Origin of the sequence: Mycobacterium sp. IS-1556 (assembly GCF_001499985.1) — a bacterium.
Classification (GTDB): Bacteria; Actinomycetota; Actinomycetes; order Mycobacteriales; family Mycobacteriaceae; genus Mycobacterium.
The window spans coordinates 50,752-72,093 of the sequence record NZ_LQIM01000006.1; the positions used below are offsets into that span (position 1 = coordinate 50,752).

A 21,342-nucleotide genomic window follows, 5' to 3' on the forward strand; every position below is an offset into this window, starting at 1 on the left:
GCTCGTCAACCCTTCCTCTTGGCGGCGAAATCGGTTGAGGCCGCGCTGATCATTTCCACGAGCGTGCGCCGGTCGATCGTCCACACCTGTGACGCCATGGCACGGTTGTTCTCGCCGACGACATAGGTGGGGCCGTTGCCGATGTTCGCGATGATCTCCGCGGCGACGTCCTCGGAGCGCATCTGCGTCTGCGGGTCGTACTCGACGCCCATCCGCGCCAGCGCCGGGGTGTAGGTCATGCCGAGCGGTGTGCAACACACGTCCACGCCGCGCGGACGCAACTCCGCCCACAGTCCCTCGGCGAACGTGTGCTGGAACGCCTTGACCGCCGAATACACCGCGAGCGTGGCCGAGCCGGCGAGACAGGCCGGGGACGCGACGATCGCGATGCCGCCGCGGCCCCGCTGCGCCATCGCCGGTCCGAAGTGACGGGCCAGCGCCATCGGCCCGATGCAGTCCAGCGCGACCTGTTTGAGCGAATCGTCGAGGTCGTTCTCGAAGAAGGTCGTCGTCCGATCGGACGCCCCCGCGTTGTAGACGAGCAGACCGACGTCGAGGCCGTCGGTGGCAGCCCCGACCTTCGCGACGACGTCCGGGTCGGTCAGATCCTGGACGAGTGCGTGCGCCTGCACGCCGTATCGATCACGAACCGTGGCCGCTACCTCGCCGAGTAGCGCACCGTTGCGCGCGATCAACACCAGATCGAGGCCGCGCGAGGCCAATTGGTCGGCCAGCGCGGCACCGATACCCTCCGACGCTCCGGCGATCACGGCCCACGGCCCGTACCGCGCCGCGAACTCGGATGTCACTGCGCCGGACTCATCACACGCGCGATGTTGGTCGTGCGCTTGACGATTCGCCAACCGTCGCCGGCGCGGGTGAGTTCGTCGTCGTAATGGCCGAGCGCATCGATCCAACTCGAACCGTCGCCGGGTACGGCCATCAACACGGCGTGGACGTAGGACCGCGCGGTCGCCCGGTCGGCCGTCACGTCGATGACGATGTTGGAGATGCGGTGATACGTCTGCCCCATGCCGCCGTGGATCTGCTCCATCAGCGCGGTGAAGGCGTCGGCATCGGTGAAGGTCCCCAGATCGCCGTAGTCGATGTCGACTTCGTCGGTCCAGCAGGTGCGAAACAGCGCCCAGTCCTTGGAGTCGATTCCGGTCGCGTAGCGAATCAACACCTCGGCGATCTGCGCTTTGTCATCGTCCACACCGCGCAGGCTAACAGCCGGCGCCCCGGGATGACGACCAGGTTCTCTCTAGACGAGAACGTCATTTCCGGTTATCGTCGGCGCGTGCCGACACAGCAAGTGGCGCTCGCGCCCGAAATCTCGACCTGGCCCGATGACAACCCGCAGCTGATCGGAAGCCGGTGCGGCGCATGCGGCGCCACCGCGTTCCCGGTCCAGCAGCGCTGCCCGAGGTGCAGTGCCGGGGAGATGTCCGAGGTGAAACTGCCCCGACGCGGCACGCTCGTGGCGTGGACCACCCAGGGCTTTCCCCCCGGCGCGCCATACAAGGGTCCGACCGGCAATGACTTCGTGCCGTTCGGCGTCGGACTGGTCCAGCTCGAGGACGTCATCCGCGTGGAGGGCCGGCTCACCGAGAACGACCCCGCCAAGCTGGAGTTCGGTATGGACGTCGAGCTGACGATGGTGCCGTTCACCACCGACGACGAGGGCAATGAAGTCGTCACCTTCGCCTTCAAGCCCGTCTAGACACAGGAGACCGAGATGACCAACGACGTGGCGATCATCGGCGTGGGGTTGCACCCGTTCGGCCGATTTCCGAAGACGGCGATGGAGATGGGCGCCGAGGCCATCCAGGCCGCGCTCACCGACGCCAGTGTGGACTGGAAGGACATCCAGTTCGGTTTCGGGGGCAGCTACGAGGTCTCCAATCCCGATGCGGTGACCCGCCTCGTCGGCTTGACCGGCATCACGTTCACCAACGTGTTCAACGCGTGTGCCACCGCCGCGAGCGCGATCCAGCAGACCGCCGACACCATCCGGCTCGGCAAGTACGACATCGGCATCGCGATCGGCCTGGACAAGCATCCGCGCGGAGCGTTCACCGATGACCCGGCCAAACTGGCACTGCCCCAGTGGTACGCCGAGAACGGCCAGTTCGTCACCACCAAATTCTTCGGGATGAAGGCCAACCACTACCTCCACAAGCACGGCATCTCGCAGGCCACGCTGGCCAAGGTGGCGGCCAAGAACTTCCGCAACGGCGCGTTGAACCCGAATGCGTTTCGCCGCAAGCCAATTCCGGAAGACGAAATCCTCAACTCGACGGTGCTGAACTATCCGCTCACCCAGTACATGTTCTGCGCGCCCGACGAGGGCGCGGCGGCGGTCATCATGTGCCGCGGCGACATCGCGCACCGCTTCACCGACAAGCCGGTGTACGTGCGGGCCACCGAGATTCGCACCCGTCGCTTCGGCGCCTACGAAGTCCACGCAACGTCAGCGCCGCTGGACGAGGACGCGTCCCCGACCGTGTACGCCGCCAAGGCGGCCTATGAGGCCGCGGGCCTGGGCCCGGAGGACGTCGACGTCGCCCAACTGCAGGACACGGACGCGGGCGCCGAGGTCATCCACATGGCCGAGACCGGCCTGTGCGCCGACGGCGAGCAGGAGAAACTCCTCGCCGACGGTGCCACCGAGATCCACGGCTCGCTGCCGATCAACACCGACGGCGGGTTGATCGCCAACGGTGAGCCGATCGGGGCCTCGGGGCTGCGGCAGGTGCACGAACTCGTGCGGCAGTTGCGCGGCGAGGCCGGTGACCGCCAGGTGCCCGGAGAGCCCAAGGTGGGATTGGCCCAGGTGTACGGCGCTCCCGGTACCGCGTCGGCGACGATCCTCGCGCTCTGATGCGGTTCTCGATTCGGGGCCTGACCCGCGAACATCGTTCTAAGATCCGGAAATGATCTTCGCGCGCAGCCCCCGTCGCCCGGCCCGGCCTTTGCTCGGTGTCGTTGCAGCAACCGTGCTGACGGCCGGCGGCGTGCTGGCGGTCAGCGCGCCGGCGGTGGCGCAGGGCCCTCCGCCGCCAGCGCTGCACAATGTGAAGTACTCGGTATTCGCCGAGCAGCCGTATTACGTCGAGATCTACTACCGCGACGTCGATCCGCCGAACTGGGCCGCCTACAGCCACAATCCCTATCAGTTCAGCCCGAAGGCCCGGGCCCAGGTCGGCCCCGATCAGCAGTGGAACCTTGATGTGCAGCTGGCCGACCCGGATCGATGGGCGATGGTCACGGCGACCAGCGGCCCCGGCGAGGCGAAGCCGAACATCCACTGCGTGCTCGCGGTGGACGGGGTGGTCGTCGCCACCAATCAGGGTCCCAAGGGCGCGCTCTGCTCGATTCGGAATTGGTGAGCATCTGACGGACCCGTGCCATCGGCCGGCCGCGGTTCACCCTCCAGTCGACGAATCCACTTCTCGCAGAACGCAAATGTTTCGGCGTGGCCGGTCGTCATGCCGAGCGCCCGTTCTACCACCAGCGCCTGCGAAACGCTGGTCGCGAACACCGTCCACACCACCGGTGGCACCTCGTTGGTCATGGCGCCATACCGCTCAAGCACGGCGGCGATGGCCTTGTTCTGCTCCTCACGGAACCGTTCGGCGTAGTAGATGATCTCGGCTCGCAGCGCCTTGCGGTGATTGGCCAGACCCATGAACTCCATCGTCAGCCGCGTAGCCTCCGGCTGGGTGCTGAACCGCCACAGCGCCCACAGCGGCTGCGGCGACGCGAGCGCCTCGGTGAGCATTTCGAGGCCCGCCTCTGCCATCCGGCGAAACACCGCCAGGAACAGGTCTTCCATGGTGCGGAAGTAGTAGTGCACGAGTTGTGGCTTGAGTCCGGCCTTGTCGGCCACCCGTCGCGACGTGACGGCCGCGTAGCCCTCCTCGAGGAGCAACTGTTCGGCGGCGTCGAGCAGTACGCCGCGGTTCTTCGCGTCCGGCGCTCCGATCCTTCGCGCCGGTCCAGAAGGCGATGTCATTTGATCATTTCTCTTCCCGCCCCTTCCGACACGCCGATCGTAGTGGCGGGCCCGTTGTGTGATCTTGACCCCGACCTTAACCCCATGCTAAGCAAGTGCTCAGCATATTCAGCCAAGTAATTCGCGGAGCGGCGTGGGCCGCTCATCACCACGCGGGTAAGCGTCGACCCTGGAGGGCTCACAGACCATGACCACTGATTTTGATTCGGTTGACTACTTCACCGATCCCTCCCTCGTCCCCGACCCGCACCCCTACTACGACCACATCCGCTCGAAGGACCCGATCTGTTGCCCGATCAACAACGGTGTGCTCGCGGTGACCGGTTGGGAGGCCGCCAACAGCGTCTACAAGGACAGCGAGAACTTCTCCTCCTGTGTTGCGGTGATGGGACCGTTCACGCCGATGCCGTTCACGCCCGAGGGTGACGACATCTGCGAGCAACTGGAGAAACACCGCACCGAAATCCCGATGTTCGAGCACATGGTCACGATGGATCCGCCGCAGCACACCGACGCGCGGTCCATCCTGGCGCGATTGTTGACGCCCAAGCGCCTCAAGGAGAACGAGGACTTCATGTGGCGGTTGGCCGACCGTCACATCGACGAGTTCATCGCCGACGGCAAGTGCGAGTTCCTCGCCGCGTACGCGAAACCCTTCTCGCTGTTGGTCGTTGCCGACCTGCTCGGTGTCCCCGAGGAGGACCACGAGGCGTTCCGCGAGTCGTTCGGCGCCCAGCGCCCCGGTTCGAACATCGGCGGCCTCGATCACGAGGTGATCGCGACCAACCCGCTCGAGTGGGCGGACGAGAAGTTCGCGCGCTACATCGAGGAGCGCCGCGAGTCGCCGCGTGACGACGTGCTCACCTCGATCGCCACCGCGAAGTATCCGGACGGTTCGACGCCCGAGGTGGTCGACGTGGTCCGCACCGCGACGTTCCTGTTCGCCGCGGGCCAGGAGACCACCGCCAAACTGCTCGGCGCCGCCATGCGGGTGCTCAGTGACCGGCCCGACATCCAGCAGCAGTTGCGGGACGACCGCAGCCTCATCCCGATCTTCATCGAGGAGTGCCTGCGGATGGACAGCCCGGTGAAGAGCGTGTTCCGGATGGCCCGTAAGACAACGGCTCTCGGCGACACCCCGGTGCCCGCGGGGACCACGGTGATGGTCAGCCCCGGTGCGGCCAACCGCGACCCCAGGCGGTTCGACAACCCGCACGAGTTCTCACTCGACCGCAAGAACGTACGCGAGCACATCGCGTTCAGCCGTGGCATCCACTCGTGTCCTGGCGCGCCGCTCGCGCGCGTCGAAGGCCGGGTGTCGATCGAGCGCATCCTCGACCGGATGGCCGACATCACGGTCAGCGAGGAGAAGCACGGGCCGATCGACGCCCGTCGGTACGTCTACGAGCCCACATTCATCCTGCGTGGGCTCACCGAGATCAACATCGAGTTCAAGCCGATCGGCTGACGGGCAGGGACGACGCCGAAACTGCGGAGGGATCGTACTTTTCGCGGTTTCGGCGGTCTGTGCGCAGTCTCGACGTTCTGGTAGAACGGCTCAGAGGTCGCCGCGCTCCCAGTAAGTCCGGCCATCCTTCGACACGCACGTCAGGAAGAGGCCGTCGGGGGCCTGGGCGACATCGCCGTCCAGAGCGGGGCACAGATCGTTCTCTATCTTGATGCCGTGCATCACCGGTGAGCGGAACCAGCGCGGCTCGTAGCGTCGCGGAGATCCGCAGAACACCAACCGCCCCCACGACGTCACCCCGAAAACGTAGTAAGTGGTGTTGTTGCAGTAGGAACCCAGCACGACGCCCGGCCGGATCCCGGGCGTGCAGTTCGGGTGGTTGCACTCCGCACCGGGCGGTGGCAGCGGTGGCAGCGCGGGTTGCGCGGCCACGGGCGGCGCAACGGCCATCAACGCGGGAGTCACCAGGGCAGCCAACACTGCGACGACGGATCGCACTGCGCCATTCTCACATATGACGGGAACGAAATTCTCCCTTTCGGAGAGGATATGTACTGGCCACGATAGGCTTTCGGCATGCGTGCAGTAGGTCTAGCCGCGAGCGCCGCGGCAATCGCTTTGGCCGGAAGTGTGGGCACCGCGACGCCGGTGTACGCCGACGATTTCGGGGTCGCGCTCAACGGCACCTACCGCGTGATGTCCGACGGCGAATGGGCGAAGCGAGGCATGGCGCCCGGTGGTGCCGACGTGTTCTTCGACCAGCAGACGGTGGTTCAAACCTGGACCGTCAGCACCAGCTGCGTCAGTCCGATCGAGTGCATCGGCGAGGTGAAAAGCGACCGCGGCTGGACCGCAACCATTCGGCTCAAGGACTTCTGGTATGTCGACCACGACATCCCCAACTGGCTACCGTGCCCCGACGGCAGCTTCGCGCCCGGCCACCAGAAGTTCATCCTCATGGGCTTCAACCCGGCCAGAAACGAACGCGACACCCACGAAACCGATTTCCTCATGGGGCGCGACCAGACCAAGGGCCCGAGCGGTGCCTGCGGCAGCAACCAGCCCGTGGTGATCGAGATGCCCGTCAAGATGCAGAGGGTCTGATCACCGCTCGCGCACAGGCGGTTTCGTAACCGTATCGCTCCGATCAGATCAGGTCGGCAACAGGTCCTTCCACGACTTGGCTTCGTTGCCGGCGAGATTCGTCTGCTGCTGCAGCAACCCGTCGGGAGTCATGTACTCCCCCGTCTGCGGGTTGTAATGCGCGACCGCTACCGACGGGCCACCGGACTCGTTGGCGCCGTAGGCACTCGGCGCCACGGGCACCGCCCCGTCCGCTGCGGGCGCGGGCGGCGGCGGCGGGATCGGCGTCCCGTTGATGGAGTTACCGGGCGGTGGCGGCGGGGCTACCGGTGCGTGAAACGGCACCGGCGCCGGCACACCTGGCGCGGAGACACCTGGACCGGGAGCGGGACCGTGCGCACCGGCAACCGGCGGCGGTGGCGGCGGCATTCCGGGCGGCGTTCCCGACGGTGCTGCACCCGGCGGCAGTGGAGTCCCCTCCACGGGTGCGTAGAGCCGCTCGGAGAAGTCCACCCGGTCATCCGGCGGGACACCCTGCGAAATCAGGTTCGGGTCGATCGGGTACGGCCCCAACGAGTGTTGGCGCATGGCCAGTGGCTGATATCCCTCGGGATCGTTGCAGATTTGGACGGTCGGCGCCCGCTTGCCGGGGTGTTCCATGCACGGATAATTGCGCGCACCGCGCACCGCGATCGGCGAATCCTGCGGCAGCTTGCAGTACAGACCGTCCGGGGTGTCGATGGAGGTCATGTCCTCGGGGTTTCGCCACTGCGACGGCGGCAGGAAGCCGACCGTGCACGGCGGCGGGTCGTTGATGGTGAGCGCGAAATCGCCTGTGGGCAGGCCGGTCGGGTTGTTGCCCGGCAGGCCGAACGACTGCTGTGCGGCGATGATGCCCGGGAAGATCACCAGCAGCTGCTCCAACGACGGGTTATAGGTGACCAGGATCTGACCCACGGTGGTGAGGTTTGCCAGCAGGATCGGAAGCGTCGGCTTCACCTCGTTGAGAAGCGCCGAAACCTCCTGTGCGAAGCCGGGTCCCTGTTGCAAGAGTGTCCTGATCTGCGGATCATTTTGCTGTAGTTGACCAGTCACGCCGGCAAGACTTCTCGCCCAGGTGCGGATCGAATCGGCCGTTTCGGCCTGCGAATCAAGCAGCGGCCCACTGTCATCGATCAGCGCGCGAGTCTGATCGGAGACGGTGCTGGCATCGGCGCTCACCTTGGCCGCAGAGTCCAGCAGCGACTGGAAATCCGGGCCGGCCCCGTTGAACGCCTTGAACGACTCGTCGAGCAGATCGGAGATCCTGTCCCCCGGGATACTGCCGACCAGCTTGTTGATGCCCTCCAGTACCGGGCCGATCTCCTGCGGAATGGTGGTGTCCTCGACCGGGATTCGCGCCCCGTCCTGCAGGTACGGTCCGGAGTCGGTTCGCGGACGCAGATCTACGTACTGCTCGCCGACCGCGGAGACGCTGCGTACCTCCGCCTGCAGGTCCGCGGGAACCTTGGGCGACGTGTCGAGCGACAACGTGGCCTCGGCCCCGTTCTCGGTCAGTCTCACTTCTGTGACCTTGCCGATCTGCACCCCGCGGTAGGTGACGTTGCCGAAGCGGTAGAGACCGCCTGCGGCGGGCAACTCCATGGTCACCGTCAACCGGCCGATGCCGAGCAGCGTCGGCACCTGCATGTAGACGAACAACATCACCGTCACACCGACGATCGAGGCAATGGTGAAGATGATCAACTGATTTCGTACAAAGCGGGTCAGCATCAGCCACCGCCTCCCGGAGTCGGTTGGGCTTCCACCGGAGCGGGCGGTGCCGGCTCTGCGGCTCCGTACGGTCCCGCGAAGATCTCCGCCGACGTGCTGATCGTCGCTTGCGGCAGCCAGGGTGCTGCCGGCGGCGGCGGGGACACCGGGAGCAGCGGTTCGGTGACCGGCGGCATCGGCGGCGCGGCCGCAGGGTCGGCCGGTGGCGCGCCGTCGGGCGGCGGCGGAGTCGGGGGCGGCGCGACTCCCAGTGTCATCGGGCTGTACGAGTAGTTGGCGTAGTACGGATCACCGGGCGCCGGAATGAATCTGGCGTTCTCGTCACCCCACCTTGTGCCGAGCAGGAGCGTCCTCTTCAGCCGTGGATACGTGAGGTCGAATGTGGCGAACAGGTTGATGTAATCCCCTCGCGTGATCCGGTCGGCGAACGTCGGGCCGTACGGGAATGCGGTGGCCCACAGCAGCGCGAGGTTGAGATCCGGTCCGATGTCGGCGAGTGCGCCGAGGGCGGGCCCGAGGTTTTCGAGATCCTTCACCAGGGCATCGCCCGCATCGTTGACCAGTCCGGCTGCGGTATCGCCGAACTGTCCCAGCTTCTGCAGCGCAGTGGTCAGCTTTGGCCGTTCCCGGATCAGCACGTCCAGCGCCGGCGGGATCTCCTTGAGCGCGCGGTCGATCGTGTCGCGTTGCCCGGCGAAGGTACCCGCCACCCGATTGAGTTGTTGGATCGACGCGATGATGTTGTCGCGCTGCGCGTCAAGGACACCCACGAAGTTGTCGAGCCGGGTGAGCAGTTCGCGGATCTGCGGTTCCCGACCGGACAGCGCGGTGTTGAAGTTGTGAATGACGTCGCCGATCTGCCCGAGCCCGCCACCGTTGACCACGGTCGCCAGCGAGGACAGCGTCCGCTCGGTGGATGGATAGGTCGACGAGTCGCTCAGCGGGATAGTGGCGCCGGGTTGGAGCCGACCTTGCGGCTCTTCGCCCAACGGGGGGTTGAGCGCGAGGTGCATCGAGCCGAGCAGGCTGGTCTGTCCGACCGTGGCCACCGCGTTGGCGGGCACTGCGACGTCGGGCTTGACCGAGATCTCGACGTCGGCGTGCCAGTCGTCGACCGTCATCTTGCGGACGCTGCCGACCACCACGTCGTCGATCATCACCGGCGAGTTCGCTTCCAGCGTCGCCACATTGGCGACCTCGACGTGGTAGGTCGCGGCGTCCGGTCCTCGTCCCACGGCTCCAGGCAGTGGCAGCGAGTTCACCCCCTGAAACGAGCAGCCGGTCACCATCAGCGCCAGGCAGGACCCGGCGATCACCAATCGCTTCACGTATCGGCGGGTCATGCTGGCGGCGCCCCTTCCGCAGGCAACAGGGGTGTGTTCGGCGCTACCGGCGGCGGAGCGCCCGGCGCCGGGGGCGGGAGCAGCATGCCCTCGACGGTCTGCGGTTGCGCGGGCACATTGCTCAACACGTTGGGTGGAGGGGGAATCGGGGCGCCGGGGAACAACGGCGGCGACGGGATCGCCGGCGCGTCGTCGTCGGGCTTGTAGAGGCCGGGCGGTCCCGGCGGCTTCGGACCCCAGCCGGGCGGCGGCGGCACGTCCCCCGCACCGGTGTAGGCGGACACCGTCGGCGGTGGTTCGGGCGGGTCGCCCGGGCCTGCGCCCCCCGGCGCGAGCTTGGGATCCGTGTAGATGAGCCGGTCGGGGCTGACGGCCGGGCGCAGATAGGCGTTGATCGGCAGCGGAATGTTGTTCATGTTGAGCAGTCGCAGCACCGGGCCCAGGTACTGCGCGCACAGCTTTGCGGTTGTCGGTGCGGTGGTGTTGGCGACCGCCCCGATCATGCTGCAGAACATGTCCACCGGGCTCGAGAAGTTGACGATCGAGAACGCCCCGGTCACCGAACCACCGTTGGGGTAGTAGATGTTGTTGAAGTTCGCGATCGCGTTGGGCGTGATGTGCAGCACGTTCTCCAGCGCCAGATGGTTGTCGACCAGGATCTGGGTGAGGTTGGCCAGCCGCTGGACCTGTTCGGTGGTCTGCGCCCGGCTTCCCGCGACGAAGCGCTGTACCTCGCCGATGGCGACCGACAGATTCGTAAGTGCCGCATCGAGATCCGACCTGCTGTCGTCGAGCACGCTCGTCAAGGTCGCCAACCGGTTCTGGAACATCACGATCTGCTCCTTGCTGTCACGCAGCGCGGAGACGAAGATCTGCAGATTCTTGATGATGTCGACGATGTTGCCGCTGCCTTCGGCGAAGATCCTTGCCGCCCCGGACAGTTGGGACAGCGTCTGGCGCAGCTTTTCGCCGTTGCCACCCATCGCGTTGGCCGCGCTGTCGATGAACCGGGACACCGACGTGTCCGAAACACCGGTCTTCGGGCCTAATTCGGTTGACAGGCGCATCAACTGGGTCTTGACCTCGTCCCACTCCACCGGAACGGCGGTCCGGTCGCTGGGGATGACCGCGCCGTCGGGCATGGTCGGCCCGTCCCCCTTGCGGTAGGCCGGGGTGAGTTGCACGTAGCGGGCCGCGACGAGGTTCTGCGCGACGATCACCGCCTTGGCATCGGCCGGAATCGGCACGCCCCGATCGACTTTGAGGGTCATCTTGGTCTCGGTGCCCTGGGGTGTGATCGATTCGATCGTGCCGACCTGAACGCCCGAAACTCGCACCTCGTCACCGGGATAAATCGCCGTCGCAGTGGGGAAATAGGCGGTGATGGTGGTCGGCCCGAAGAACATCTGGCGCACCAGGAAGCCCGCGCCGGCGATCAGACCGATGGCCAGCAGGATCGCGGTGCTGACCTTCAGCCGCTTACGGGTTGCCATCATCGGGAAGGTCTCCTGGCTGCGGAATACCGTTGCGGGGCAAGGGCAGCTCGGCCCGCGGGCCGGCCTGGTCCGGCGGCTGGCCGGCGTTCATGCCACGCCGGAAGCCGAACGCGTAATCGAGGAACGGCTGCAGGATCTGCCCGAACGCCAGGTTGGGCACCAACGCGTTGTAATAGGCACCGTTGGCCACGATCTCGCCTTGCGTCAAATAGTATTTGGCGGCGCCGGGCAACATCTTGGCGAGATTGTCCCGGTTCTTCTCGAGCATCGCGGTGACCGTGTTCAGCTGCTCCAATGTCGGGGCCAGTTCCTTTTCGTTGTCGGCGACCAGGCCGGTCAGCTCCTGAGAGACCGCCGCAGTGGCGTTGAGCAGGCTGGTGATCGCGTAGCGGCGTTCGTTGAGCACCGCGAGCAGGTCGTTGGAGTTGAGGATCAGCTCGTTGACCTGCTTGCTGCGCTCGGCGAAGATGCCGGTGACGTCGCCGGCGGTCCGCAGCAGCTCGGCCAGGCTCTCGTTGCGGTTGTTGAGCGACTGGGACAACCGCGACAGGCCGTCAAATGTCGGACCCAGTTGCGGCGCAACCTGATCGAGGGTGGCCGCCAGCGTGTCCAGAGATTGGTTGAGCGTGTCGGTGTCGGTCGCGGCGGTGTTCGCCGTCAGCTCGCTGACCGCGTCGGTCAGCGAATACGGCGAGGAGGTCCTCGACGTCGGGATCGGCTTGTTGCGATCCAAGGTGCCGCTACCGTCGGACTCCAGGGCCAGCACGCGCTCGCCGAGCAGGGTCCCGGTGCGGATGTGCGCGGTGGTGTCCGAACCGAGCGCGTACTTGCTGTTGATCGTGAAGCCGACCAGCGCAACCCCGTTCACGAGTTCGACCGACGAGACCGAGCCGACCTTGATACCGGACACGGTGACGTCGTTACCGCCGACGAGGCCGCCGGCCTCGGTGAACAACGCCTCGTACCGCAGCGAGGTCGCCCAGGAAATCAGCCGTTCGGGCTGCAGGCCGACCGTGATCACCAAGATGATCAGGACGACGCCGATGAAGCCCGCCCTCATCAGCTGCGCTCCGCGGTACTTGAGCATTACTCGTCCACACACCTTCCCGTTTCTTGCCGGATCCACGGGAACACCACAGTGCGGCCCTCGAGATCACTCGCTCGGAACGTGACACCGCAGATGTAGTACGGGAAGAACGCACCGTAGGCGCCGACGCGCGCCAGCTTTCGGTAGATCTCGGGTAGGCGCTGGATGGTGGCGTCGAGCCGCTCGAGGTCGTTGTTGACGTTCGGGGCGAGCCGAGCCAGCTGATCGACGGTGTTGTTCAGTGGCGACCGGGCGCGGCCGAGCAGGTCGGCCAGCGAGGTCGTGCCGTTGTCCAGCGACTCGATCGCGGTGCCGATCGGATCCCGGTCCGCGGCCAGCCCCTTGATCAGCTGCTCGAGTTTGTCGATGGCTCCGGAGAACTCGTCGCCGTCCTTGGACAGCGTGTCCAGCACGGTTTTCAACTCGTCGATCAGCTGCTCGATGACCTGGTTGTTGTCGGCGAGCGCGTTGGTGAACGACGACGACTTCGAGAGCAGCGATTCGAGGGTGCCGCCTTGACCCTGCAGGATCTGGATCAGCGAGGAGGTGAGACCGTTGACGTCCTCCGGATTGAGGCCCTGGATAACGGGTTTCAGGCCGCCGAGCAACAGGTCGAGGTCGAGCGCGGGGGCGGTGCGGCTTTCCGGAATCTGAGCGCCGGCGGGCAGAATCCGCGCGGAGTCCGGGGTGTCGATGAGTTCGAGGTAGCGGTCGCCGACCAGGTTGAGATAGCGGATCGCGGCCTTGGTGCCGGTCGTCAGCTTGGTGTTGCGGTCGGCGTCGAACTTGACCAGTACCTTCCGGTCGGGCCGCAGTGAAACGTCTTGCACGGTGCCGACGCGGATACCGGCGATCCGCACACTATCGCCTGCCTTGAGGCGCGACGCGTCGTTGAAGACGGCCGAATAGCCCTCAGTGGAGCCGGTTCTCGACTCGCTGAACACCACGAACAGGAAGGCGGTCAGCACCGTCATCACCAACCCGAAGATGCTGAATTTGATCAGCGTGCCCGTTGATCGCGTCATCCCGGCATCCCAATCTGTGCGGTGTTGCGGGGCGGACCGTCGAGTGGCCCGAACAGCCAGTTCTTCAGGCCCTCCGAGTTGAGCAGGATGCCCGCGTTTCCGTACTGCTGGGGGTTGGAGCCGACATCACCGATGAGCATCGGGGGCACGAACTCCGGTTCCAGTTCGGGCAGATGCAGTTCGTCGCAGTAGTCGCGGCCGCCGCTCTTGGCGGCAACCTTGGGCAGATCACGCGGATAGCGATACCGTTCCACGCCGAGTGTCAGGCCCGCGTTGACGATGATCCCGGAGTACTGCGGCGGGGACTTCGCGAACGGGACCAGGCCTCCGATACCGCACCGCAGCGAGGCCCGGTAGGTGTTGAGCAGTTCAGCGGTCGGCACCAGCACATGTGCGACGTCGGTGATCCCTTGGCGGTTACCTCCGATGACTTCGTTGCCGAGGTCGGCCAGACCGATTGCGCTGATGAGGAATTCGTCGAGGTTCTGCTGCTGGTCGACGATCGAGTTGCTGATCTGTGTCGTGCTCTGGATCGTCGACATCAGATCCGGCGCCGCGTCGCCGTAGGCGGTGAACGTCGGCACCGCAGCCTCGATGTCGTGGGCGAGATTGGGCAGGCTCGGTTCGATCTTCGCCAACAACGCGTTGAAGTCGACCAGCGTCTGGCCGAACTTCTCGCCGCGGCCGTTGAACGCTGTCGCGATTGCACCGAGCGTCTGGTTGAGCTTGGCGGGGTCGATCTTGTCGAGCACCTGAACCAGTTGCTGGAACACGGTGTTGATCTCGACCGTGACGTGCTTGCTCTGGATGACCTGCCCCGGGCGCAGCGTTTCGGAGGACGGATCTTGCGGCGCGTTCATCTGGACGAACTTCGCGCCGAAGACGGTCGTCGATGTGATGTCGACGTTCACGTTGTTCGGAATGAGATGCAGCGCAGAGCGATCCATCGCCAGATGAAGCGCAGCCGTGCCGTCGGGACGCCGTTCGATCTTGTCGACCTGACCCACCTGGACGCCGCGCATCTTGACCTTGGCATCGGGGTTCATCACCAGCCCGGCGCGATCCGAGATCACCGTCACCGGAACGGTATCGGCCCAATCCCCCCGGAACAGGCTGACGGCCAGGGCGATGATGAGGCCGATGGCCACGATCAAGCCCAGGCCCGTCAGGGGGCGAACGACACTGCTCTTCATCGGCGCGACCTTATCCCGAGAGGTTGAAGTTGCCGTTGGAACCGTAGATGGACAAGGAGACCAGCAGAGTGACCGAGACGACGACGACCAGTGAGGTGCGTACCGCGTTGCCGACCGCGACCCCGACACCAGAGGGGCCGCCGGATGCAAAATAGCCAAAGTAGGTGTGGATCAACAAGATCGTGATCGCCATCAGCACTGCCTGCAGAAACGACCACAACAGGTCGATCGGGTTCAAGAAGGTGTCGAAGTAGTGGTCATAGAGGCCACCGGACTGGCCGAACAACACCACCGTGGTGAACTGCGACGCGACGAAAGACAAGATCACCGCGATCGAATACAGCGGCGTGATCGCGACCATCCCGGCCACAATCCGAGTGCTGACAAGGTATTCCACCGGTCGGATCGCCATCGATTCCAGCGCGTCGATCTCCTCGTTGATGCGCATCGCGCCCAACTGCGCGGTCACCCCGGCGCCGAATGTGGCCGCCAACCCGATCCCGGCCACCACCGGCGCGGCGATCCGCACGTTGATGAACGCCGCCAAGAACCCGGTCAGCGCCTCGATCCCGATATCGCCCAACGACGAATAGCCCTGCACCGCCAGCGTGCCACCGGCGGCCAACGTCAAAAACCCAACGATCGCGACCGTGCCACCGATCATCGCCAATGTGCCCGCACCCATGGAGATCTCGGCGATCAACCGCACGATCTCCTTGCGGAAATGCACCGCCGCATGCGGCACCCCGGCCAACGCCCGCAGGTAGAACAACATGTGATCGCCGATGCGACCCAAAAACTCCACCGGCCGCTTGGCCCCGCGCGTCAGGCGCGGATAGGTACTGCGGATAACCGCCACTGTGCCCATCGACCCGCCCTAGCCCGTCGTCATCCGGATACCGATCGCCGTGACCACCACGTTGATCACGAACAACGCCATGAACGCATACACCACCGTCTCGTTGACCGCATTCCCCACCGCCTTGGCGCCGCCACCGGTGATGGTCAACCCCCTAAAACACGCCACCAGACCGGCGATCAACCCGAACAACGCCGCCTTGACACACGAGATGATCACTTCGGGCACCCCGGTCAACAACGTGATCCCCGCCGCGAACGCCCCCGGATTCACATCCTGAATGAACACCGAAAACGTGTAACCACCGAGGATTCCGATGATCACCACCAAACTGTTGAGCAGTAAGGCGACCAACCCTGAAGCAAGCATTCTTGGCGTCACCAACCGCTGCACCGGGTTGATACCCAGCACCTCCATCGCGTCGATCTCCTCGCGGATCGTGCGCGAACCCAGATCGGCACACATCGCCGTCGCCCCCGCACCGGCCACGATCAACACCGTCACGATCGGACCCACCTGCGTCACCGCACCGAACGCCGCACCCGCGCCCGACAGATCAGCAGCACCCAACTCCCGCAACAAGATGTTGAGCGTGAAGCTCACCAGCACCGTGAACGGAATCGCCACCAACAACGTCGGCGCCAACGACACCCGCGCGATGAACCAACACTGCTCCAGGAATTCCCGCCACTGAAACGGCCGCCGAAACACAAACCGCACGGCATCCGCCGACATCGCGAACAGCGCGCCGACCGCCTGCATCGGCCCGGCCAGATTCCGCAACGGCGGCAAGCCGGCAGACCAGCGCTCCGGGCCACTACCCTGCGCCATTGCCGTCTCCTTCCAGGATGGTCACCGCCGCGACCGCGGTTGGCCCGCCAATGTTATGGGCAAGGCCGATCCGGGCGCCGTCCACCTGGTTCACGGCTTCACCGCGAAGTTGTGCGAACAGCTCGACGCATTGCGCGGCACCTGTCGCGCCTGGCGGATGCCCCTTGGCCTTCAGTCCTCCGCTCGGGTTCACGGGCAACCCCCCGCCGATAGTCGTCACTTCTGCTTCGACGAGTTTGTGGCCCCCGAACCTCTCGGCGAATCCCAGATCTTCATAGCTGATCAGCTCAATGCCCGTGAAGAAATCGTGAACTTCAGCAACATGGACATCTCCAGGAACAAGACTGGCCATCTCAAAAGCCTGCTTGGCGGCCCGCACCGTCGCGGGCATCGTCGTCATGTCCGCTTTGTGTTGGTGCATCACGGAGTCGAGGCCCAGGCCGACGCCGCGAATCCAGACCGGCCGGTTGGTGAATCGGTCGACGACGTCTTCGGAGGCGAGCACGAGGGCGGCCGCGCCGTCGCTCTGGGGCGCGCAGTCGTAGAGCCGAAATGGAGTGACGACGATCGGCGCTTCCATCGCTTGTTCCATTGTGATCTCGAACCGCAGCCGCGCCTTGGGATTGTTCGCGCCGTGCCGATGGTTCTTCACGGCCACCATTGCAAGGTGCTCAGGGGTCGCGGACGACTCGTGCAGGTAGCGACGGACGTGCAACGCGAAGCCGGCGGGCGAGACCACGCCGAGCGGATAGTCCCAGGCCATGTCGCGGGCCATCGCCTCCCACTGCCACAACATGTCTCGTGACGTGGTGTCGCGCAGCTTGTCGGCACCCATCACCAGTGCGACGTCGAACGCACCCGAAGCGACGCCGAACAAGGCGTTGCGGATCGTGTCGTTGCCTGTGGCGCAGGAGTTTTCGACGCGAGTCACCGGCAGGTCGGGCAGCCCGAGCGTGTCGGCAAGGATGCCTGCCGGGAAGCCGTCGGCGGTGCCCATCGCGCCGAACCAGGCGGCCTGCAGATCCGATTTGTCCAGGCCCTTGTCGACGCTGGCCGCGCACTCGGCGAAGGCCATCGGCAGAAGATCCTTGAGCCCGAGCGCGAAATGCTCACCGAATGCGGTCATTCCGGCGCCGACAACTGCTACCCGTCTCACGCCGCCACCGTCTCCGGCTCGAACATGTAACCGTAGTCGGGCACCCCCGACCGCACGGCGACGCGGCGCAGCGCCAGTCGGCCGCGGGTGCCGATGTCAACCGACCCCGGCTCGGCGCCGGTGACCTTCACCAGCGCCCGCACGCCGACGCCGTCGAGCTCGACGATCACCAGCGAGTAGGGCGACCGCAGACCCGGCACCGGAATGTGCACCGTCGCCTCCGTGTACACGGTCCCGGTGCGCGGCAACGGAATCAGCTCGTAGCCCGTCGACAGCGTGCCGTTGTCGGCCAACCGGTAGCGGGGCGGGAAGTCCAGCTCCTCGGAATCGGGGTGACGTCCGGCTTCCCAGCGCACCTTGGCTTCGAAGGCCCGCTCGTAGGCGGCCAGCGAGATCGGGATCTCGGCATCCCCGACGACCGTTCCCTCTGGTTGGGGACGCGCGGTCGGCTCGCGCCGGTGCAGCTCGGCGACACCGCCGGTGACCGTGATGCCCGAGAGGCTGGCCTGCTCGACGGCGACGAGGGGGCCGGTCGAATTCCGCTCGGACATCCCGGCCAACGCGAACAAGCTGGCACTCGCGCCGGTGGTCGGCAACTCGGGCGGGTCACCGAGCGTCAGCTCGGCCGCCCAGGCATGGTCGACGCCCGCGACCGCGGCCGGGGTGTCGAGCCAAGCCGCTTCCAACGAGGCGATGAGGCCTCGTTCGTGCAGGAGTCGGGGGTCGCCGTAGTCGTGCACATCGCCGGTCGCCTTGCGTGTGCGAACCGGAAGGCTGCGCGCCACACGGGCCGCCGTGCGTACCTGCAGGCCGCGCTCCGCGGTCAGGATCGCTGCCGCTCCCGCCGGGTCGAGGTCGGTGCCGATGATCAACGTCCGCGGCCGCGCCGAGCTGACCGCGTCCAGTGTCGCCGGCGCACCGCCGAGCCGCTCGTCGACCTCCAGTTCCGGGTCGAGCCCGAGCCCGGCAAGCAGCACCGCGGCGTTACTGCTGTCCAGCAACGGTAGATCGCGGCTGACCAACACCAGCCGCTCCACGGCTCCGCTGGCGATCAACGCCGCCCGGCCCGCCTCGACGGCCAAGGTGATCGCGTCCTCGTCGTCGCCGGGCACGCGGCGTTGGGGCGTACCCCAACACGGCAGGTACGTGCCGATCGACGCGACAAAGGGCATTGGTGACTCTTCCTCGAACCTAGGTGACCGCGCCGGCCGTCTTGAGCTCGATGATGCGGTCCCAATCCAACCCGAGTTCCAGCAAAATTTCGTCGGTTTGCTCCGCGAAGCCGGGCGCGGGTCCGGATTGCGGAGCGGCGACATCGAACTGCACGGGGTTTGCGACCAGTTCGAGTTCGCCCGCCTGCACCAGGTACTCGTTCGCCCGGATCTGCGCGTCCTCGGCGGCCTGCAGGGTGTCTTGCACCGGTGCCCACGGCCCGAGCAGCGTCGCGAACCGCTCGCTCCACTCGCCCAGCGGCCGCTTGGACATCGCCTCCTTGAGGATTTCGGCGGCCGTCTCGGTGTTCTCGGCGATCGACTCGACCGTTGCGAACCGGGGATCGTCGGCGAGCTCGTCGAGGTCCATGTGCGTGCAGACGTCGGCCCAGAACTTGGTGGGCTGCATCATCACGAACGAGATGTAGCGGTCGTCGGCGGTCGGGTAGAGCCCGACGAGCGGGTTGATCGGCGAGCCGTGCACACCGGGCGGGAAGGCCTCCATGCGCTGGCCGAGATGCTTGGTCAGCGCGACGGTGTGCCCGAGCGACCACAACCCGCTGCCGAGCAGCGAGACGTCGACCACCGACGGCTCGCCGGTGCGCTCGCGTTTCAGCAGTGCCGCGGCGATCCCGCCGGCCAGGTTCGTACCCGAGATGGTGTCGCCGTATGCCGGTCCGGGAGGCCCGACCATGCCCGGCGTGCCGGGCGGCGTGATCGTGGCCGCGGTGCCGGCCCGGCACCAGAACGCGGTCATGTCGTAGCCGCCCTTGACCGACTCCTCGCCGCGCGGGCCCAGCGCGCTGCCGCGGGCGTAGATGATGTCGGGATTCACGGCGCGGATGTCGTCGACGTCGATGCCGAACTTCTGCCGATGTCCGGGCAGGAAGCTGGTCAAGAAGACGTCGGCATTTTTCGCCAGGACCAGCAAGATCTCGCGCCCCTCGGGCACCGACATGTCCAGGCCGATGCTGCGCTTGCCCCGGTTGGCGTGCTCGATGTTGGGATTCGGGTCGCCTTCGACGCGCAGCAGGCCGGTCTGCCGCAGCCCGCGCTGCGGGTCACCCGTCACCGCGTGTTCGACCTTGACGACGTCGGCGCCCCACTCGCGCAGCACCGCGCCTGCCGACGGAACGAAACCGTACATCGCGACTTCGAGGACGCGAATCCCCTCGAGCGGCCTACTCATCAATTCACCACCGTTGCAAAGGTCTTGGCTTCCAGGAACTCCTCGAGTCCCGCGGTGCCCATCTCCCGGCCGATGCCGGACTGTTTGTATCCGCCGAACGGACTGTCGGGGCTGAAGTAGTTGCCGCCGTTGATCGAGAAGGTGCCCGTGCGGATCCGACGCGCGACGGCCAGCGCCCGGTCCTGGCTGCCGAACACCGCGCCCGACAGTCCGTAGATCGAGTTGTTCGCGATCCGCACCGCGTGTTCATCGTCGTCGTAGGCGATGACGACCAGTACGGGACCGAACACTTCCTCCTGCGCGATCTCGCTGTCGGGATCGACGTCGGTCAGCAGCGTCGGCGTATAGAAGTAGCCCGGGTCGACCTTCTCGCCGCCGGTGACCAACGTGGCGCCCGCGGCCACGGCACGCTTGACCATGCCGTCGACCTTGTCGCGCTGCTTCTCACTGATCAGCGGGCCCATGTAGGTGCCCTGTTCGGCCGGGTTGCCGTAACGCACGAGGCCGAAGTTGTTCTTGATCATCTCTACGATCTCGTCGTGGTGCGAACGCGGCACCAGCAGCCGCGACGTCAACGCGCAGCCCTGCCCGGCATGGGTCACCATGCTGAACGCACTGAACAGCGCGGCCATGTTGAAGTCGGCGTCGTCGAGGACGATCGCGGCGGACTTGCCGCCCAGTTCCAGGAAGACCTTCTTCAGCGTCTCGCTCGCGGCCGCCATGATCCGGCGGCCGGTCGGCGTGGATCCGGTGAACGTCACCATGTCCACGTCCGCGCTGGTGGTCAACGCTGCGCCGACGTCGGGGTCGGCCCCGCTGAGCACGTTCACGACGCCGGCTGGGATGTCGGTGTGCTCGGCGATCAGCTCACCGAGCGCCAGGGTGATCAGCGGGGTGTCGGGCGCGGACTTGAGGATCACCGTGCACCCGGCCGCCAGGGCCGGCGCCAGCTTCGCCAGTGCTAGCTGGTTCGGATAGTTGTAGGCGATGATCGCCGCCACCACACCTGCGGCTTCCTTCTCCACCCAACGGTGGTGCTGCATGCCGCGGCTCTCGATATTGCCGAGATCCTCGGTCAGCGGATAGCTCTTCAACAGCTCGGCGTAGTAGCGCACGATCTCGATGGGTTGGTCCAGCTGTGCGCCCTGACAGAGCGCCTCGGTGGCACCGACTTCGGCGATCGTCAGCGCGGCGAGTTCGTCACGGTGCTCGACCAGTGCCCGGTGGAACTGTTCGAGGCAACGGATGCGCAGTTCGGTGTTCGTCGACCAGTCGGTCTCGTCGAACGCGCGGCGTGCCGCACTCACGGCGGCTTCGGCGTCGGCGACCGTGGCGTCCGGCGCATGACCGAGCACCTCGCCGGTGGCGGGGTTGATGGAAGGAAACGTCCGGGAGGTCTCGAGTAGCTTTCCGCCGATGAGCAGCCGCCGCTCGACTGCGGATTCCGGAGCCGCTTCGTCACCCGAGATGGTCGTCGCTTCCTGCATCATCCTCCTCAGCAGCCTTTGCCGGCGTGGTTAATGTGCTTGTGGTGTGATGGAAACTTCATTCTCATCACCGGCGAATCATACATTCGCCTGGAGAGAACTCAAGGAAATGGCGGGAATCGC

General features: G+C 66.0%; 21 protein-coding genes. 5 read left to right on the plus strand and 16 right to left on the minus strand.

Features of this window, described 5'->3' with window-relative positions:
• Positions 1 to 5: 5 nt before the first annotated feature.
• Both AU187_RS06335 and AU187_RS06340 read right to left on the minus strand, forming a co-directional pair.
• A complete protein-coding gene (locus AU187_RS06335) occupies positions 6 to 809 on the minus strand; it encodes an SDR family NAD(P)-dependent oxidoreductase (RefSeq protein ID WP_059101908.1) in 804 nt (267 codons plus the stop codon).
• The gene (locus tag AU187_RS06340; RefSeq protein WP_059101909.1) at positions 806 to 1,216 is read right to left on the minus strand and encodes a nuclear transport factor 2 family protein; all 411 of its coding nucleotides are present in this window, start codon (positions 1,214 to 1,216) and stop codon (positions 806 to 808) included. The genes AU187_RS06335 and AU187_RS06340 overlap by 4 nt, the downstream gene beginning before the upstream one ends.
• 30 nt (positions 1,217 to 1,246) lie before the next feature.
• Between AU187_RS06340 and AU187_RS06345 the strand changes: the two genes are divergently transcribed.
• Genes AU187_RS06345 through AU187_RS06355 form a run of 3 tightly spaced genes read left to right on the plus strand, consistent with a single transcriptional unit; the run spans position 1,247 to position 3,392 of the window.
• A complete protein-coding gene (locus tag AU187_RS06345) occupies positions 1,247 to 1,723 on the plus strand; it encodes a Zn-ribbon domain-containing OB-fold protein (protein WP_231740453.1) in 477 nt (158 codons plus the stop codon).
• A gap of 15 nt (positions 1,724 to 1,738) precedes the next feature.
• Positions 1,739 to 2,884 (plus strand): thiolase family protein, encoded by a 1,146-nt coding sequence (locus AU187_RS06350; RefSeq protein WP_059101910.1) that lies wholly within the window; start codon positions 1,739 to 1,741, stop codon positions 2,882 to 2,884.
• Between the two features lie 52 nt (positions 2,885 to 2,936).
• The gene (locus AU187_RS06355) at positions 2,937 to 3,392 is read left to right on the plus strand and encodes an Rv2576c family protein (protein ID WP_059101911.1); all 456 of its coding nucleotides are present in this window, start codon (positions 2,937 to 2,939) and stop codon (positions 3,390 to 3,392) included.
• Here the strand turns inward: AU187_RS06355 and AU187_RS06360 are convergent.
• Complete coding sequence (locus AU187_RS06360) at positions 3,350 to 4,018, minus strand: TetR/AcrR family transcriptional regulator (RefSeq protein ID WP_059101912.1); 669 nt, start codon at positions 4,016 to 4,018, stop codon at positions 3,350 to 3,352. The genes AU187_RS06355 and AU187_RS06360 overlap by 43 nt on opposite strands.
• Positions 4,019 to 4,205: 187 nt before the next feature.
• Between AU187_RS06360 and AU187_RS06365 the strand changes: the two genes are divergently transcribed.
• Positions 4,206 to 5,486 carry a cytochrome P450 gene (locus AU187_RS06365; protein WP_059101913.1) on the plus strand — a complete coding sequence of 427 codons (1,281 nt, stop codon included), beginning with the start codon at positions 4,206 to 4,208 and terminating at the stop codon, positions 5,484 to 5,486.
• Between the two features lie 90 nt (positions 5,487 to 5,576).
• Here AU187_RS06365 and AU187_RS06370 read toward each other — a convergent pair whose 3' ends face one another.
• Entirely contained in the window at positions 5,577 to 5,984 is a 408-nt protein-coding gene (locus tag AU187_RS06370; RefSeq protein ID WP_059101914.1) for a hypothetical protein, read from the minus strand.
• Between the two features lie 78 nt (positions 5,985 to 6,062).
• Between AU187_RS06370 and AU187_RS06375 the strand changes: the two genes are divergently transcribed.
• Complete coding sequence (locus tag AU187_RS06375; RefSeq protein ID WP_059101915.1) at positions 6,063 to 6,590, plus strand: Rv2253/PknI dimerization domain-containing protein; 528 nt, start codon at positions 6,063 to 6,065, stop codon at positions 6,588 to 6,590.
• Between the two features lie 48 nt (positions 6,591 to 6,638).
• Here AU187_RS06375 and AU187_RS06380 read toward each other — a convergent pair whose 3' ends face one another.
• Genes AU187_RS06380 through AU187_RS06435 form a run of 12 tightly spaced genes read right to left on the minus strand, consistent with a single transcriptional unit; the run spans position 6,639 to position 21,219 of the window.
• Complete coding sequence (locus tag AU187_RS06380) at positions 6,639 to 8,342, minus strand: MCE family protein (protein ID WP_059101916.1); 1,704 nt, start codon at positions 8,340 to 8,342, stop codon at positions 6,639 to 6,641.
• Complete coding sequence (locus tag AU187_RS06385) at positions 8,342 to 9,685, minus strand: MCE family protein (RefSeq protein WP_059101917.1); 1,344 nt, start codon at positions 9,683 to 9,685, stop codon at positions 8,342 to 8,344. The genes AU187_RS06380 and AU187_RS06385 overlap by 1 nt, the downstream gene beginning before the upstream one ends.
• Positions 9,682 to 11,181, minus strand: coding sequence for an MCE family protein (locus tag AU187_RS06390; RefSeq protein WP_059101918.1), 1,500 nt, complete (start codon positions 11,179 to 11,181; stop codon positions 9,682 to 9,684). Before AU187_RS06390 ends, AU187_RS06385 begins: the two co-directional genes overlap by 4 nt.
• A complete protein-coding gene (locus tag AU187_RS06395) occupies positions 11,165 to 12,268 on the minus strand; it encodes an MCE family protein (protein ID WP_059101919.1) in 1,104 nt (367 codons plus the stop codon). Before AU187_RS06395 ends, AU187_RS06390 begins: the two co-directional genes overlap by 17 nt.
• Positions 12,268 to 13,293 carry an MCE family protein gene (locus AU187_RS06400; protein WP_059101920.1) on the minus strand — a complete coding sequence of 342 codons (1,026 nt, stop codon included), beginning with the start codon at positions 13,291 to 13,293 and terminating at the stop codon, positions 12,268 to 12,270. The genes AU187_RS06395 and AU187_RS06400 overlap by 1 nt, the downstream gene beginning before the upstream one ends.
• A complete protein-coding gene (locus AU187_RS06405) occupies positions 13,290 to 14,486 on the minus strand; it encodes an MCE family protein (RefSeq protein WP_059101921.1) in 1,197 nt (398 codons plus the stop codon). Before AU187_RS06405 ends, AU187_RS06400 begins: the two co-directional genes overlap by 4 nt.
• A 10-nt stretch (positions 14,487 to 14,496) precedes the next feature.
• Complete coding sequence (locus AU187_RS06410) at positions 14,497 to 15,354, minus strand: MlaE family ABC transporter permease (protein WP_059101922.1); 858 nt, start codon at positions 15,352 to 15,354, stop codon at positions 14,497 to 14,499.
• Between the two features lie 9 nt (positions 15,355 to 15,363).
• Positions 15,364 to 16,176 (minus strand): MlaE family ABC transporter permease, encoded by an 813-nt coding sequence (locus tag AU187_RS06415; protein WP_059101923.1) that lies wholly within the window; start codon positions 16,174 to 16,176, stop codon positions 15,364 to 15,366.
• The gene (locus AU187_RS06420) at positions 16,163 to 17,332 is read right to left on the minus strand and encodes a thiolase C-terminal domain-containing protein (RefSeq protein WP_059101924.1); all 1,170 of its coding nucleotides are present in this window, start codon (positions 17,330 to 17,332) and stop codon (positions 16,163 to 16,165) included. Before AU187_RS06420 ends, AU187_RS06415 begins: the two co-directional genes overlap by 14 nt.
• Positions 17,329 to 18,504, minus strand: coding sequence for an OB-fold domain-containing protein (locus AU187_RS06425; protein WP_059101925.1), 1,176 nt, complete (start codon positions 18,502 to 18,504; stop codon positions 17,329 to 17,331). The genes AU187_RS06420 and AU187_RS06425 overlap by 4 nt, the downstream gene beginning before the upstream one ends.
• Positions 18,505 to 18,523: 19 nt before the next feature.
• A complete protein-coding gene (locus AU187_RS06430) occupies positions 18,524 to 19,732 on the minus strand; it encodes a CaiB/BaiF CoA transferase family protein (RefSeq protein ID WP_059101926.1) in 1,209 nt (402 codons plus the stop codon).
• Complete coding sequence (locus tag AU187_RS06435; protein WP_059102097.1) at positions 19,732 to 21,219, minus strand: aldehyde dehydrogenase family protein; 1,488 nt, start codon at positions 21,217 to 21,219, stop codon at positions 19,732 to 19,734. The genes AU187_RS06430 and AU187_RS06435 overlap by 1 nt, the downstream gene beginning before the upstream one ends.
• Between the last annotated feature and the right edge of the window lie 123 nt (positions 21,220 to 21,342).